The organism is uncultured Phenylobacterium sp., assembly GCF_902826855.1.
In the GTDB taxonomy this organism is placed as follows: Bacteria; Pseudomonadota; Alphaproteobacteria; order Caulobacterales; family Caulobacteraceae; genus Phenylobacterium.
Window position 1 is genome coordinate 1 of the sequence record NZ_CADEGK010000005.1, and the last position, 14,671, is coordinate 14,671.

The following is a 14,671-nucleotide window of genomic DNA, read 5'->3' on the forward strand; positions in this document are numbered from 1 at the left end:
CGAAGTCTTCGCCGCCCAGGAAGGTGTCGCCGTTGGTCGACTTCACCTCGAAGACACCGTCGCCGATCTCCAGGATGGAGACGTCGAAGGTGCCGCCGCCCAGGTCGTAGACGGCGATCTTCTTGCCGTCGTTCTTCTCCAGGCCATAGGCGAGCGCGGCCGCAGTCGGCTCGTTGATGATCCGCAGGACCTCGAGGCCGGCGATCTTGCCGGCGTCCTTGGTCGCCTGCCGCTGGGCGTCGTTGAAGTAGGCCGGGACGGTGATGACCGCCTTCTCGACCTTCTCGCCGAGGTGCTGCTCGGCGGCTTCCTTCATCTTCTGCAGGGTGAAGGCGGAGATCTGCTGGGGCGAATAGTCCTTGCCGTGGGCGCGCACCCAGGCGTCGCCGTTCGGGCCCTTGACGATCTCATAGGGCACCATGCCCTTGTCCTTCGCCACCACGGGGTCGTCGAACTGACGGCCGATCAGCCGCTTGATCGCGAAGAAGGTGTTGGTCGGGTTGGTGACCGCCTGGCGTTTCGCGGGTTGGCCGACGACACGTTCGCCGTCCTCCATGAAGCCCACCACCGAGGGCGTGGTCCGCGCGCCTTCGGCGTTCTCGATCACTTTGGGCGTCTTGCCGTCCATGATGGCCACGCACGAGTTGGTCGTGCCGAGGTCGATGCCGATGATCTTGCTCATGCCTTGGTCTTGCTCGCTCCTGATTGGCGGACGCCGCGGGTGGGCCTTCTAGTGAAGCGCCCGAGGAAAAGCGACGCCCCCGGTTAGATGGAGATTCTTGCTGGCTCCGCTTTCCCTTCACGGAAGCCAGCGTCGAGAGCCGATATGGGGGAATTTGCCGGGGCTGCAAGGGTGAATGTCCCCAATCGTAGCAGGGACATGCTCAGCGGCGCCGCCGCCAATGGACGCTGGCACCGTCGTAGAGCTCCGGCGGGTGCGGCGCCACGCCGCCGCGGGAAAGCCGGAACGCGTCCTCCACCACCATGGCCTGCTGCTCGATGTTCATGGCCGGAAACGCGAGCCCGCTCGTCAGGTCGTAGGCATAGGACGCGGCGCTGTCGCCGGCCATCAGCTTGGCCAGCAGCAGCGCGACCCCGTTCTGCGCCTGCCAGACGTGAGTCAGCTCATGGACGAAGGTCGCCTGATCGTCGAGCGGCGTGGCGGGATCGGCGAAATCGGTTCGCGCCGCCGGGGCCGGCCAGACCATCAGCCGCCTGCCCGGCACGAACGCGCGGCCCCAGGCGGGTATGGCAAGAATCCAAACGCGGGCCGCGTCCAGCCCGCCCGCGAACACCTCTGCGGCCAGGGCGCGCTCGCCGGCCGTCAGGCGACGGAACGACATGGGCGGCATGAGGCCTGTCAACGAGGTCTCCGGGATATGGTCATCCGCGGCTCGGTGGCGCGGTAGCTACAAGGCGACGCCGCTAGAACACCGGCTCTTCCACCTTCGGCGGCGGAGGTGGCGGGGTCGCTGCGGCGGGCGCTTCGACCGCGGCGGGCGGGGCGGCGCTTGTGGCGGGCGCGACGGGCATGACGCCGGCCGCCTCGGCCTTGGCGATGGCGGCGGCCTCCTTGGCCTCCTTCTCCTCCGCCAGCCGGGCCTTCTCCTCGTCGGAGACCTCGGGCGGCGGGGGCGGTCCCTCGATCCGCTCGTCGGTAAGCGGGGTCGCGTCCTGGGCCTGGATCACCTGGCTGGTCACCCCGGTCGCGCGTTCGCCAGGCAACTTGCCGCGTGACGGCGCGGTGGCGACGCCGAGCGCGAAGGCGCCGACGCAGATCGCCACCAGGACGGCGGCGACCACCTGCAGGACGGGGCGGGGCATGGACCAGTTCATGGGCGGGAACCTAGTCCGCCTGCTTCCCCCGCGAAAGGTGCAAGCCGCGGCAGGCAATCACGGTAAACGCATGATTAACAGTCGCTGGCCCAGGATGGCCGGATCAGTGCTTCGGAGAGTGTGACGGATGGCGCGGGCGGCGCGGAAAACCGGGTGGGAGCTGGCCGCCCACATCGCCAAGCTCGCCTGGAGCCACCCGGCCACGGCGCGCCTGCGCGGGGGCGTGACCGCGGCCTTCGGCGCCGCACTCGCCGCCGCCTTCGCCACCTACGATCCCACCGACGCCAGCCTGAACGCCGCCGGGACAGGCGCGCCGGGCAACGCCCTGGGCGGGGCGGGGGCGGTTCTGGCCGACATGGCCATCCAGTCCTTGGGCGTGGGCGCAGGCCTGGCCGCCCTCCTGATCGTCACCAGCGGCCTCAGCCGGGCCGCCGACCCCGAGCCGGACGTGAACCGCGGCCGCCTCCGCCGGCGCGCCGCCCTTGGCGCCCTGGGCGTCCTGGCGCTGGCCGGCGCCCTGGCCTGGGCCCCGCCGCCGGCGGCCTGGCCGCTGGCCCGCCGGCTCGGGGGCTTCTGGGGCGACGCGCTGCTCTCGGGCCTGGGCGGCCTGGTGGAGTATGCGCGCCTGCCGTGGGGGGTGATCATCGCAGGCTCGATCCTGACCTTCGCTGGGATCCTGGCCTACGGCTATGGGCTGGGGCTGTCCCGTGTCGACCTGCGCGGCATCGCCAACGGCATGACCCATGCGCTGACGCCGAAGCCCAGGCTGAAGGCCGCCCGACCGGAGCCGCGCACCAAGGTCGGCCGCCGCAAGGGACTGGATCCCGTGATTCCCGAGGCTGCCCTTGATCCGGAGCCCGCAGTCACAACTGAGGCGGCAGGCCCCACTGTAAAGGCGCCCAAGTTCGCGCCCAAGGAGAGCGTGCGCGAGCAGAAGGAAGCCCAGTCCACCTTCGCCTTCGCCCAGGAGGGCGGCTTCAAGCTGCCGGAACTGGGAATGCTGACCAAGGCGCCGGCCCGCGCCGCCCAATACGACGAAGGCGCGCTGCGCCAGAACGCCCAGTTGCTGGAGAGCGTGCTGGCGGAGTTCGGCGTGCGCGGCCAGGTGGACCAGATCCGCCCCGGCCCGGTGGTCACGCTCTACGAGCTGGTCCCGGCCGCCGGCGTGAAGTCGGCCCGGGTCGTGGCGCTGAGCGACGACATCGCGCGCTCCATGAGCGTGGCCTCGGCCCGTGTATCGGTAGTGCCGGGCCGAAACGCCATCGGCATCGAGTTGCCCAACCAGCGCCGCGAGACGGTCTACCTGCGCGACCTGCTGGCGGCGCCGGAGTACGAGCGCGGCGGCCAGTCGGTGCCCGTGGCTCTGGGCGAGACCATCGGGGGCGAGCCCTACATTGCCGACCTGGCCAAGATGCCTCACCTGCTGATCGCCGGGACCACCGGCTCGGGCAAGTCGGTGGGCGTCAACGCCATGATCCTGTCGATCCTCTACAAGCTGCCGCCCGAGCAGTGCCGCCTGATCATGATCGACCCGAAGATGCTGGAGCTGTCGGTCTACGACGGCATTCCGCATCTGCTCGCGCCGGTGGTCACCGACCCCAAGAAGGCCATCGTCGCGCTGAAGTGGACGGTCCGCGAGATGGAGGACCGCTACCGCCGGATGTCGAAGATCGGCGTGCGCAACGTGGCCTCCTACAACGAGCGCGCCCGCGAAGCGCTGGCCAAGGGCGAGCACTTCGAGCGGACGGTCCAGACCGGCTTCGACGAAGCCGGCCGCGCCACCTATGAGAGCGAGAAGATCCGGCCCGAGCCGATGCCGTACCTGGTGGTGATCATCGACGAGGTCGCCGACCTGATGATGGTGGCCGGCAAGGACATCGAGGGCGCGGTCCAGCGACTGGCGCAGATGGCGCGGGCGGCCGGCATCCACCTGATCATGGCCACGCAACGCCCGTCGGTGGACGTGATCACCGGAACGATCAAGGCCAACTTCCCGACCCGGATCAGCTTCCAGGTCACCTCCAAGATCGACAGCCGCACCATCCTGGGCGAGCAGGGCGCCGAGCAGCTGCTGGGCCAGGGCGACATGCTCTACATGGCCGGCGGCGGGCGCATCACCCGCCTGCACGGCCCGTTCGTCAGCGACGGAGAGGTCGAGGCGGTCGCCAAGTTCCTGCGCGACCAGGGCACGCCCAGCTATCTCGACGAGGTCACTGCGGGCGGCGACGAGGAGGACGGCGACGAGAGTGCGTTCGGCGCGGGCGGGGACAGCGACGCCGGCAACGACCTCTACGACCGCGCCGTGGCCGTCGTCACGCGCGACGGCAAGGCCTCGACCAGCTACATCCAGCGCCGCCTGCAGATCGGCTACAACCGCGCCGCCTCGCTGATGGAGCGCATGGAGCAGGAGGGCGTGGTCGGCCCGGCGAACCACGCCGGCAAGCGCGAGATCCTGGTCTCGGCGGCGCCCTGAGGTCCTGTAGGCTAGCGCTTGCCGCGCGCTGGCTTGTGTCCGGTGGTCATCGGGTCGGGCTTCTTCGGCAGGCGCCGACGCTGGTCAGCGCCGACGTATCGCTCCTGGCTTGAGCCCAGGCCCATGCGGCCGGGCTGCTGCTCGCGCAGGTTCGACTGGCCGGTCCGAATCCGCTCGATCGCATCGCGTAGCAATTCGGCGGTTTCCGTGTCGCCGGCCTCGGCGGCTTCGCGCATCCGGCGCTGCAGGTCCTCGATCATGGCTACGGGAACGTCCCTCCGCGCCGCGGCGTTGCCTTCGGCCCTATTGCCGCCGCCCTGGCGCGATAGGTTAGGGACGGGTTACGGAGCAAGCATGAGCCTTACACGACGCAGCCTCGCCCTGGCGCTGGCCGCCGCCCCGGTAGCGGCGCCCGCATGGGCGCAGGCGGGGCTGACGCCGCAGGAGCAGGCGTTGGTCGCCCGCGCGGTAGCCTATCTGGAGGGCCTCACGGAGGCGCAGGCGAAGTTCGTCCAGACCGACGCACGCGGCCGCTCGACGTCCGGCCAGCTCTACCTGAAGCGGCCTGGCAAGGCCCGGTTCGCCTACGACCCGCCCTCGGGCCTGCTGGTGGTGTCGGACGGCGGCCTCGTATCGGTGCAGGACAAGCGGCTGAAGACCTTCGAGTCCTATCCGCTGGGCGTCACGCCGCTCAGCCTCTTCCTGGCCAGGACCATCCGCCTGGACAAGGGGGTGCAGGTGACCCGCGTGGCGCGGATGTCCGACGGCTTCGCGATCACCGCCCGCGACGGCCGCAAGGAGACCGCCGGGACCATCACCCTGACCTTCACCGACAATCCGGTCGCCCTGGCCGGCTGGACAGTGACCGATGCCCAGAGCCGGCCCACCCGCGTGCAGCTGGTCGGGCTTCAACGCGCCTCGGGCCTCGATAAGTCATTGTTCGTGTTGAAGGACCCTCGCCCCAAGAATGTCGGCCGAGGAAAAGTCTAGATCGTCAAAAGTGTGCCATTCACACCACATGCAAGCTTAACTATGAAAGATCTTTGACAAAAGGTCTCTGTGTGGCGATATTGCCACTACGTCGTTCGCGCGCCGGTCGTGCGGACGGAATCCGTGCCGGACCCAATCCCCTCCCGGCGGCGGCATGAGAGACAACTAAAACAGCCCGGGCGCACCCATGCGCCCGGGCTTTCTTTCACTGGAGAGGCCCGTGGCGCGGAAGCGCGGCGGCTCTTCTTCGTCTAGACAGACCCATGCGTCTTCGAATCTGCACCTGGAACGTCAACTCCGTTCGCCTGCGCGCCGAGCAGGCCGCTCGCTTCGTGGCGGAGCAGGCGCCGGACGTGCTGTGCCTGCAGGAGATCAAGTGCCGTGAAGGCGAGTTCCCGGTGAACGCCTTCAAGGAGATGGGGCTGCCGCACCTGAGGATCGCCGGCCAGAAGGGCTGGCACGGGGTGGCGATCGCCTCGCGCCTGCCCCTGGACCCCGCCCCGCCGCTGCAGGTCTGCCGCGAGGGCCACGCCCGCTGCGTCGGGGCCACGGTGGCCGGGGTGGAGATCCACAACTTCTACATCCCCGCCGGCGGGGATGCGCCCGACCGCGAGGCGAACCCCAAGTTCGACCACAAGCTGGACTTCTACGAGAAGCTCACGGCCGAACTGTCCCGCCGCGACCCCAAGGCGCCCCTGGCCATAGTCGGCGATCTGAACGTGGCGCCGGGCGAGTTCGACGTCTGGAACCACAAGTACATGTCGCGGATCGTCAGCCACACGCCGGCCGAGGTGGCGGCGTTCCGCGCCCTGGAGGCGTCGCTGGGCTTCATCGACCTGACCCGGGCCATGACGCCAGAGCCGCAGAAGCTGGCCTCCTGGTGGAGCTACCGCGCCCAGGATTTCCGCCTGTCCAACCGCGGCCTGAGGCTGGACCACATCCTGGTGACGCCCGGCCTGCGAGACGCCGCCTGGCGCCTCGGCGCGCCGGCCAGCCGCGTCCACGACGACGTGCGCGCCTGGGAACGCCCCAGCGACCACGCGCCCGTGAGCGCGGACCTGGTGCTTTAGGGGGGTGGGTCTGGCTCGCGCGGAGCTGGCTGCGCGGTGCGCGCCGCAGGCGCTGCGTTTCAACACCAAGACCACCAAGACCACCAAGACCACCAAGCGATCGGGGCAGTCGTTGGCTGCGGAGCTTCCCCGGCCTCTTCGTGGTCCTGGTGGTCTTGGTGTTTCAATCGGCGAGCTCTCTGTGGTTCGAGTGCGACGCCTGCGGCGTGTCTAAGCGACCGCCATCTCCTCAGGGATCACGTCGACCTCGACCGTCAGGTTCTGGTCACGGGCGCCCAGGATGATGCCGTCGATGGGCGCGACGTCGGAGTAGTCGCGCCCGACGCCCAGCTCGATGTGGTCGTTCTGGGCGAGGATGGCGTTGGTTGGGTCGAAGCCGACCCAGCCGACGTCCTTGCCGCACCAGACGGTGACCCAGGCGTGGGTCGCGTCGGCGCCCTCCAGCCGCGGCTGGCCCGGCGGTGGGATGGTGCGCAGGTATCCCGAGATGTAGCTGGTCGGCAGGCCCAGGCCGCGCAGGCCGCAAATCATGATGTGCGCGAAGTCCTGGCAGACTCCGTGGCGGGCCTTGAACGCCTCCAGCACCGGGGTGGAGACCTCGGTCGCGCCGGGGTCGTATTTGAATTCGCGGTGGATGCGGCGCATCAGGTCCGAGACCGCCTCGATGATCGGCCGACCAGGCGGGAAGCTGGCGCGCGCATACTCGGTGATCTCGGCCAGCTTGGGGGTGCGCCGGGTCGGATAGAGGAACACGGCCGGTCCGTTGGCCTCCATGCCCGTCGAGGCGAAGGCCGCGGCGCGGACCTGCTCCCACGGCAGGCTGGCCGAGGCGTCGGGCAGCGGCGGCGCGTGGACGTCGACGCGGGAGTTTGCCTCGATGACCAGGGTCTCGTGGCGCTTGTCGATCAGCACCGTGACCATGACCTCGCCGAACGGGCCCAGGCGCTCGTCGCGCAGCGTGGGGGCCGGGGTGACGGTCAGCTGGGTCGTCAACACCGTCTGGCCGGGCGAGGAATTGGGGGTGAGCCGCAGGACGCAGCGGGCAAAGCTGACCGTGTTGCCGTAGTTGTAGGTGGTGCGGTGACGCAGGGTGTAGATCACGCGAGCCCCATCAGCTTGACGGTGGGAACGGCGGTGGCGCCCTGCAGGAAGAAGCGGTCTCCGATGGCGCCGGAGAAGGCCATCAGCGCTTCCTCCAGTTCCTCCACCTTGGCGGCGTTCAGCGCCGCGGCGTCGATGGTCTCCACCTGCGCGGCCAGCGGCAGCAGAATCCGCCCCGGCGCCTCCAGCATACCGTCTTCGTGCAGGGTCGGCAGGACGGCGAGGTGCTCCTTCAGCGCCTCGACCTGGAAGGCCAGGGAGCGGGTGTTGTACGGGTCCAGCATCACCATGTCGCGCACCGGCCCCAGCGCCAGGCCCACCAGGTAGCGGGCGCGGTAGCTGATCTGGCTGTCGGCCAGGTCGAGCAGGAGGTCCAGGTCGTCGGTGGTGGCGTCGTCATGGGCCAGCAGCCGGGTGAGCTGGCAGGTGTTCACGCCCCGCTCGATGCGCCGGCCCATGTCCAGGAAGCGCCAGCCGGCCACCCGGTTCATGTTCTCCTGGGTCATACCTGAGAGCGCGGCCACCACGCGCAGCGCGGCTTCAACGTGGCGCAGCGCCTGGGCCTCAGACGTGATCGCCTCGGTCCGGTTCGCGAGCGTCCCCTCCAGGTCGAGCAACAGGGCCCAGAAATCGGCGCTGAGCCGCTCGCGCATGGACGACGCGGTGCGCTGGGCCGAGCGCACCAGGCTGACAACCGAGCCCCAGGACGACGTCTTGAGCAGGGCGTCACGGGCGGCCACCGCGGTTGAACTGCCCGCCGCATCCTTTTCCAGGGCGCCCCAGTCGATCAGCACATGCTGCAGGTGGTCGTAGCTGTCGCCCGTGGCGCTGACGGCGCCCTCGGCGTCCATCAGGCTGGTGCAGAGCGCACGGACCAGGCGCAGGGTCGCCTCGGTGCGCTCCAGGTAGCGGCCCAGCCAGAACAGGTTGTCGGCGGCGCGGCTCGGCAGGTGGCCCAGGATGCGGCGGACCTTCACGTCCTCGCGGCTGGCCATCAGCGAGATGCGTTCCACCGGCTTGTCGTCGATCACCCAGACGTCGGCGGTGTTGGCGCCCTCGCCCATTGAGATGGCGCGCACGTCGAGGCGGTCGGAGGTTCGGCAGAAGCCGCCGGGCATGATCTTGATGCCCTCCGGCGTGAAGGCCGCGAAGACGCGCAGCACGAAGGGGGCCGGCTCGAGGCGGCCGTCGCGCAGCACCGGCATGGTCGAGAGCTGCACCACCTCCTGGCCTACGAAGTCGACGGGACGGTCGGCCATGCGGCTGCGCACGCCGTCGCGCTCCTCGGGCGTCATGTCGCTGGTCAGCTTCGAGGCGGTGAGGCCCGCGCCCTGGATGCCGTTGAAGGCGGGGCCGAGCGCCAGATTGTCGAACTCCCGCAGCACACGCTCGTGCTCCCCGGGTTGGCCGCACCACCAGGTGGCGATGTTGGGCATCTTCAGGTCCTCGCCCAGCAGGCGGCGGCAGAGGCGCGGCAGGAAGCCGAGCAGCGCCTTGGACTCGATGACGCCGGAGCCGGGCATGTTCAACACCGTCACCCCGCCCTGGCGGATCGCCTCGAGCATGCCGGGCGTGCCCAGCCGCGACTGGCTGTTCAGTTCCAGCGGGTCGAGGAAATCGGCGTCGACGCGGCGGAGGATCGCGTCGGCCCGCTTCAGGCCCGCGATGGTGCGGACGTAGACCTTGCCCTCCCGGGCCACCAGGTCGTCGCCCTCCACCAGCAGGAAGCCCAGGTAGCGCGCAAGGTGTGCCTGCTCGAAATAGGTTTCCGAGAACCGTCCCGGGCTGAGCACGCAGATGCGCGGATCCTCACGCTCCGCCGCCTCGGAGAGCCCGCGACGCAGGCCGTCGAAGAAGGGCGCCAGGCGGTGGACGTTCATGGCGTTGTAGAGGTTCGGATAGGCTCGGCTGAGCACCAGCCGGTTCTCCAGCGCATAGCCCGCGCCGGACGGGGCCTGTGTGCGGTCGTCCAGCACCCACCAGCGGCCGTCGGGCCCACGGCCCAGGTCTGCGGCGTAGACGCCCATGTAGCGGCCGCCCGGCGGCTTCACCCCGCGCATCGCGCGAAGGAAGTCGATGGAGCCGGTGAGCGCGGCGGCCGGCAGGGCCCCCTCCGCCAGGAGACGGCCCTCGCCGTAGATGTCCTGCAACAAGGCCTCGACCAGCTCGGCGCGCTGGGTGACGCCGGCGGCGATCTCCTCCCACTCCTTCTGGTCCAGGATCAGCGGCAGCGGGTTCAGCGGCCATGTGCGCTCGTTCTCCTCGCCGTAGATGCGGTAGGAGGCGCCGCTGTCGCGGATATGGCGGTTGGCGAGGCCGAAGCGGGTCTTGAAATCTGCCTCTGGGTACTCTGCGAAGTCACCCAGGAAGGCCAGCCAGTGGTCGCGCGGCCGCCGCCCCGGATCGAACAGCTCGTCTGGCACGCCCCGCAGGGGATGGTAGCCCTTCAGCCAGCCCGACAGCCGGTGCGCCGCCGTCGGCTCCAGGTCCGCCCTGCGCTGCACCGCCGTGGATGTCTCCGCCGCCACGGTGTCGCTCTCCCTCACCCGCCCGTGGGCACCATAGGCGCGCTAACGTGAATCGGTCACGTCCCACTTGCGGGAGCGGGACCACCAGGGCGCTTATGCGCAATCTCCTGGCCGAGGCAGACTGGTCCGACAACACGGGCCATGCTGTCATGCCAATGCGCCACACCTCTGTTGCGGAGATGCAACTGTTCCCAAGGAAGCGACCGGGTCCACCGCAAGCACACTGGATATGGTGACGCCGTAAGATATAGGCCTGCCCGCTAATTGGGCAGCGGCTCTCGCTGCAGTTGTACGGGGAGTCCACAGTGACCCAACGCAAGATCGTCCTTTCCGCCGGCGTAAGCGCCCTGGCCGTGCTCATGGCCCTCCCGGCAGGCTCCGCCATGGCGGCCGACGCCGAGGTCGAGGAACTGGTCGTCACCGCGCGCAAGCGCGACGAAGCGCTGATCGACGTGCCCTTCTCCGTGGCCGCCCAGAGCGAGCAGGTGATGCGCAACCACGGGGTCACCAACGTCGAAGAGCTCTCGCGCACCGTCGCCAGCTTCAGCGTGCAGAACCTCGGTCCCGGCCAAAGCCAGGTGGCCATCCGGGGCATCTCCGCCGGCCAGATCGTCCGCGACCAGCCGGGCGTCAAGGAACAGGTCGGCGTCTACCTCGACGAGAGCGTGATCTCGCTCAGCCTGTTCACGCCAGACCTGGACCTCTTCGACCTGAACCGGGTGGAAGTGCTGCGCGGGCCGCAGGGCACGCTGTACGGCTCCGGCTCGCTGTCGGGCACCGTGCGCTACATCACCAACCAGCCCACCACCGACGCCTTCAAGGGCGTGGTCGAGGCCACCGTCTCGACGGTGGAGGGCGGCGGTACGGGCGGCAACATCAAGGGCGCGGTGAACATCCCGGTCAACGACGGGATCGCCCTGCGGGTCTCGGCCTACACCGAGAAGTTCCCGGGCTTCATCGATGCGGTCCAGCCCGGCGGCGTCGACAAGGACGTCAACGATGGCACCCGCACCGGCGTGCGCGCTGCCCTGCTCCTCAAGGCGTCCGAGAACTTCTCGATCACGCCGCGTCTCGTCTACCAGAAGATCAACGTCGACGGCTTCAACCGCGTCGACATCTACAATGTCCTCGCCAACGAATTCACCACGACCCGGCCTGCGGTGCGGCTGGGCGGGTTGAAGCAGTTCACCCAGCTCCAGGAGAAGTTCGAGGACAGGTTCATCCTCGGTGACCTCACCCTGCAGTACGATTCCGGCGACCACCGCTTCACGTCCATCTCCACCTTCAGCGACCGCGATGTGCTGGTCGTGCGCGACGCCACCGCGCTGACCGGATCCGTCACCGGCGGTTCCATCGGCCTGGGCGAGCCGATCTACACGCTCGACGCGCCGCTGATCGACACCACCGACGTGAAGTCCTTCACCCAGGAGGCCCGCATCTCCACGACCGGCGACCAGCGCCTCCAGTGGGTGGTCGGCGCCTTCTACTCGCGGATCGAGCGCGACTATTCGCAGGACCTGCCGGTGATCGGCTTCACCGCGCTGAGCGGCATCCCGACGGTCGGCGCGGCCGCACCGACGGACCACCTCTACTTCTCGACCGTGCCGTACGAGCAGACGCAGATCGCGGTGTTCGGCGAAGGCACGTTCTCGGTCACCGACCGCCTGGATGTCACGGCGGGCCTGCGCTACGCCGACTACGAGGAAAGCCGGTTCCTGACCTTCGACGGGATCTTCGCGGCGCCCACCATCAACGTGCCGGGCAAGACCGACGCCAGCAATCTCGCCCCGCGCGTGATCGTGGCCTACGAGGCGACCGACGACATCACGCTGAACGCCCAGGTATCCAAGGGCTTCCGGCTGGGCGGGATCAACGACCCGCTGAATGCGCCGCTCTGCACCCCGGCCGACCTGGCTTCCTTCACCGCGCTCTCCACCCCGGGCTTCAAGAACGAAACGGTGTGGAACTACGAAGCCGGCGCCAAGGCGCGGCTGGGCAGCGCCGGGTCGATCACGGTCGCGGGCTTCTACGCCGACATCAACAACCTGCAGGCCACCATCGACGCCGGCAGCTGCTCGTCGCGGATCATCGCCAACGTAAAGAGCGCCCGCTCGGTCGGCTTCGACGTCGAGCTCGCCTACCGCCTGACCGAGAACTTCGACGTGGCGGCGACCGCCTCCTACAACGACGCCCAGCTCACCTCGAGCCTGCGCGACTCCGCCGGGGTCCCGATCCAGGGCCTGGCGGACGGCAACCGCCTGCCCACCGTGCCGAAGTTCCAGGCCTCGGTGAGCCTGGGCTACGAGCGCGAGCTCAGCACGGGCATGGAGGTGTTCTCGAACCTCACCTTCCAGCACGTCGGCAAGCGCTTCACGCAGATCTCCGACCAGGAGAGCAACCCGCGCACCGTGCCGCTTTTCCCCAATATGGGCGGCGGCACGGCCAACTCGCTGATCTTCCCGCTGGAGCTGCCGTCCTACGACATCGTCAACCTGCGGGTCGGCATCCGCGCCGACGGCTTCGAGGCCGCCCTGTTCGTGAACAACCTCGGCGACGAGCGCGCCAAGCTCTCGATCGACCGCGAGCGCGGCCTGCGCGCCCGCTACGGCTTCATCACCAACCCGCCGCGCACCTACGGCGCGACGGTGCGCAAGGAGTTCTAGGCCAACCAGGCGTGTCATCCCCGACGGCCCGACGGTTCGATCGGGGATGACAACGTTTGTAGTTTCCTGAATCCGCAGTACGTCCAGCGCGATGGCCAAGCTCTCGCACTGGGGATGGCTGGCCGGCCTGGGCGCACTCGCCTGGGCCGCCGGCGCCTCGGCCCACAACATCGGCGGTACGGACGCGGCCTTCGTGGCGGCGACGCGCGGGCCCGACCCGGTCCCGTTCATCTACCTCGGCGCCAAGCACATGGTGACCGGCTACGACCACCTGGCCTTCCTGGTGGGCGTCATCTTCTTCCTGTTCCGGCTGCGCCAGATCGCGCTCTACGTGAGCCTTTTCTCGCTGGGCCACTCGATCACCCTCCTGGCGGGGGTGTTCTTCAAGCTGCATGTCGACCCGCACCTGGTGGATGCGGTGATCGGGCTTAGCGTGGCCTATAAGGCCTTCGACAACCTCTCGGGCTTCAAGACCCTGGCCGGCGTCCAGCCCGACCCGCGCGCGGCGGTGTTCGGCTTCGGCCTGATCCACGGCTTCGGCCTGGCCACCAAGCTGCAGGCGCTGAACCTCAATCCCGAGGGCCTCCTGGTGAACCTGGTCTCGTTCAACGTCGGGGTGGAGGTGGGCCAGGTGCTGGCGCTGACCTTGATCCTGGCGGCCATGACGCTCTGGCGGCGCACCGCCGCGTTCGAACCGATGGCGAAGGGCGCCAATGTGCTGCTGATGCTGGCCGGCTTCGTGCTCGCCGGGCACCAGATCGCGGGCTACGTCTACGGCGGAGCGGTTTCATGAGCCTGAACGATCAACCCACCCGTCCGATGAGGAAGGGCCCGCTGATCGCCGCCACCCTCGGCGCGCTGCTCATCGCCGTGCTGATCGTGCTGGGCGCCATCCTTCCCGCGGAGTTCAACAGGGACCCGCTGGGCCTGGGCCGGCACAGCGGCCTGTCGCGGCTGTGGGCGCCGGACGACAAGACCGTCGACGCCAACGCCGGTGGGGTGGCCCGCGCTCGCGAGTACGACATCGCCTTCCGCAGCGACGTCGTGGAAATCCCGCTGGGCGGCTTCCTGGACGGCGCGGACAAGTCGCAGCTGGAATACAAGGTGCGGATGGCCAAGGACGCGACCCTGACCTACGCGTGGGAGGTCACGGGTCTCAGCGATGCCCGCGACTTCCAGTTCGACCAGCACGGCCACACCCTCGCGAAGGCCGGCGAGGGCATGACGGTGGCCACGTACCGGAAGGGCAATGCGCTGAAGCAACAGGGCGCGCTCACGTCGCCCTTCGCCGGCATCCAGGGCTGGCAGTTCACCAACCTTGGCGACGGGCGCGCCATGGTTCGCTTGCGGCTGGCCGGCTTCTACGAGCTGATCCCGGCCGGGCAGCCCGGCAACGAGGCGGGCGTCGTGGCCAACGTGCCGGCCGCGCAGGCCCGGCCCGGCCTCAGCCTGGCGCCCTGAGCCCTACTTCTTCGGCAAGGCCGGCAAAGGGTTGGCCTGAGCCGGTCCGTTGGCCTTGAGCTCAGGTTCGATGATGAACTGCTCGTGGCAGGCGACGCAGGCCTCGTAGATGCGCCCGCCCTCGTCGAACACGGCCTGCTTGTCATGCTTCTCGGCGGCCGCGCGGGCGGTCATCGCGCGGTCGCTCAGCATCTGGGCGTGCCTGTTCCAGTCGGCCGCCGGCTCGCGGACGCGGTGGGGCAGCTGCAGCATGTTGCCCGCCTCCACCAGCGTCGAGGCGCCGGTGACCAGGACATCCCAGCCCTCGTCCGTCGTCGGATAGCGGTCCTTCTCGCCCTCCGCGGTGATCACCGAGCCGGAGTTGTTCCAGTACAGGAAGGCGGCGGGGTCGACGACGTGTCCCATGAACTCGGTCATCGGCAGGTCGGTGTTGAACTTCACGGCCGCGGCCCCCGTCGTAGCGGCGGGCTTACCGGGCGAGCAGGCGGCGAGGAGGGCCGCCGCGGCGGCCAGCAGCATCATGCGTCTCAAGCGAGCGAACTCCGTCGT

At 69.2% G+C, this 14,671-nt stretch carries 13 protein-coding genes; 6 read left to right on the forward strand and 7 right to left on the reverse strand.

From position 1 onward, the window contains the following. The 3 genes from QZV94_RS01435 to QZV94_RS01445 form a co-directional block, all read right to left on the reverse strand. A partial coding sequence (locus QZV94_RS01435; RefSeq protein ID WP_293676015.1) for an Hsp70 family protein occupies positions 1-682 on the reverse strand: 682 nt, incomplete at its 3' end. A gap of 202 nt (positions 683-884) precedes the next feature. After that, complete coding sequence (locus QZV94_RS01440; protein WP_293676016.1) at positions 885-1,343, reverse strand: hypothetical protein; 459 nt, start codon at positions 1,341-1,343, stop codon at positions 885-887. A gap of 82 nt (positions 1,344-1,425) precedes the next feature. Beyond that, positions 1,426-1,824: a hypothetical protein gene (locus QZV94_RS01445; RefSeq protein ID WP_293676017.1), complete on the reverse strand. Its 399-nt coding sequence runs from the start codon at positions 1,822-1,824 to the stop codon at positions 1,426-1,428. 139 nt (positions 1,825-1,963) lie between these two features. Between QZV94_RS01445 and QZV94_RS01450 the strand changes: the two genes are divergently transcribed. Then, positions 1,964-4,309, forward strand: a complete 2,346-nt coding sequence (locus QZV94_RS01450) for a DNA translocase FtsK (protein WP_293676018.1) — start codon at positions 1,964-1,966, stop codon at positions 4,307-4,309. A gap of 11 nt (positions 4,310-4,320) precedes the next feature. On the opposite strand, the gene QZV94_RS01455 is transcribed toward QZV94_RS01450, so the two are convergent. Further along, the gene (locus QZV94_RS01455; RefSeq protein ID WP_293676019.1) at positions 4,321-4,569 is read right to left on the reverse strand and encodes an excinuclease ABC subunit B; all 249 of its coding nucleotides are present in this window, start codon (positions 4,567-4,569) and stop codon (positions 4,321-4,323) included. Positions 4,570-4,663: 94 nt separating this feature from the next. Here QZV94_RS01455 and QZV94_RS01460 point away from each other — a divergent pair, with 94 nt between their 5' ends. Continuing rightward, a complete protein-coding gene (locus QZV94_RS01460) occupies positions 4,664-5,299 on the forward strand; it encodes an outer-membrane lipoprotein carrier protein LolA (protein WP_293676020.1) in 636 nt (211 codons plus the stop codon). 263 nt (positions 5,300-5,562) lie between these two features. Then, positions 5,563-6,369, forward strand: a complete 807-nt coding sequence (locus QZV94_RS01465; RefSeq protein ID WP_293676021.1) for an exodeoxyribonuclease III — start codon at positions 5,563-5,565, stop codon at positions 6,367-6,369. Between the two features lie 210 nt (positions 6,370-6,579). Here the strand turns inward: QZV94_RS01465 and QZV94_RS01470 are convergent, their stop codons facing one another. Both QZV94_RS01470 and QZV94_RS01475 read right to left on the reverse strand, forming a co-directional pair. Further along, entirely contained in the window at positions 6,580-7,470 is an 891-nt protein-coding gene (locus QZV94_RS01470; RefSeq protein WP_293676022.1) for a transglutaminase family protein, read from the reverse strand. After that, entirely contained in the window at positions 7,467-9,998 is a 2,532-nt protein-coding gene (locus tag QZV94_RS01475) for a circularly permuted type 2 ATP-grasp protein (RefSeq protein ID WP_293676023.1), read from the reverse strand. The genes QZV94_RS01470 and QZV94_RS01475 overlap by 4 nt, the downstream gene beginning before the upstream one ends. A 305-nt stretch (positions 9,999-10,303) precedes the next feature. Here QZV94_RS01475 and QZV94_RS01480 point away from each other — a divergent pair, with 305 nt between their 5' ends. The 3 genes from QZV94_RS01480 to QZV94_RS01490 all read left to right on the forward strand — a co-directional run bounded on the left by QZV94_RS01480 (position 10,304) and on the right by QZV94_RS01490 (position 14,122). Further along, on the forward strand, positions 10,304-12,661 hold the full coding sequence (locus tag QZV94_RS01480) for a TonB-dependent receptor (protein WP_293676024.1): 2,358 nt from the start codon (positions 10,304-10,306) through the stop codon (positions 12,659-12,661). A 91-nt stretch (positions 12,662-12,752) separates the two neighbouring features. Next, complete coding sequence (locus tag QZV94_RS01485) at positions 12,753-13,454, forward strand: HupE/UreJ family protein (protein ID WP_293676025.1); 702 nt, start codon at positions 12,753-12,755, stop codon at positions 13,452-13,454. Continuing rightward, complete coding sequence (locus QZV94_RS01490) at positions 13,451-14,122, forward strand: hypothetical protein (protein ID WP_293676026.1); 672 nt, start codon at positions 13,451-13,453, stop codon at positions 14,120-14,122. The genes QZV94_RS01485 and QZV94_RS01490 overlap by 4 nt, the downstream gene beginning before the upstream one ends. Before the next feature lie 3 nt (positions 14,123-14,125). On the opposite strand, the gene QZV94_RS01495 is transcribed toward QZV94_RS01490, so the two are convergent. Beyond that, complete coding sequence (locus tag QZV94_RS01495; protein WP_293676027.1) at positions 14,126-14,653, reverse strand: hypothetical protein; 528 nt, start codon at positions 14,651-14,653, stop codon at positions 14,126-14,128. Between the last annotated feature and the right edge of the window lie 18 nt (positions 14,654-14,671).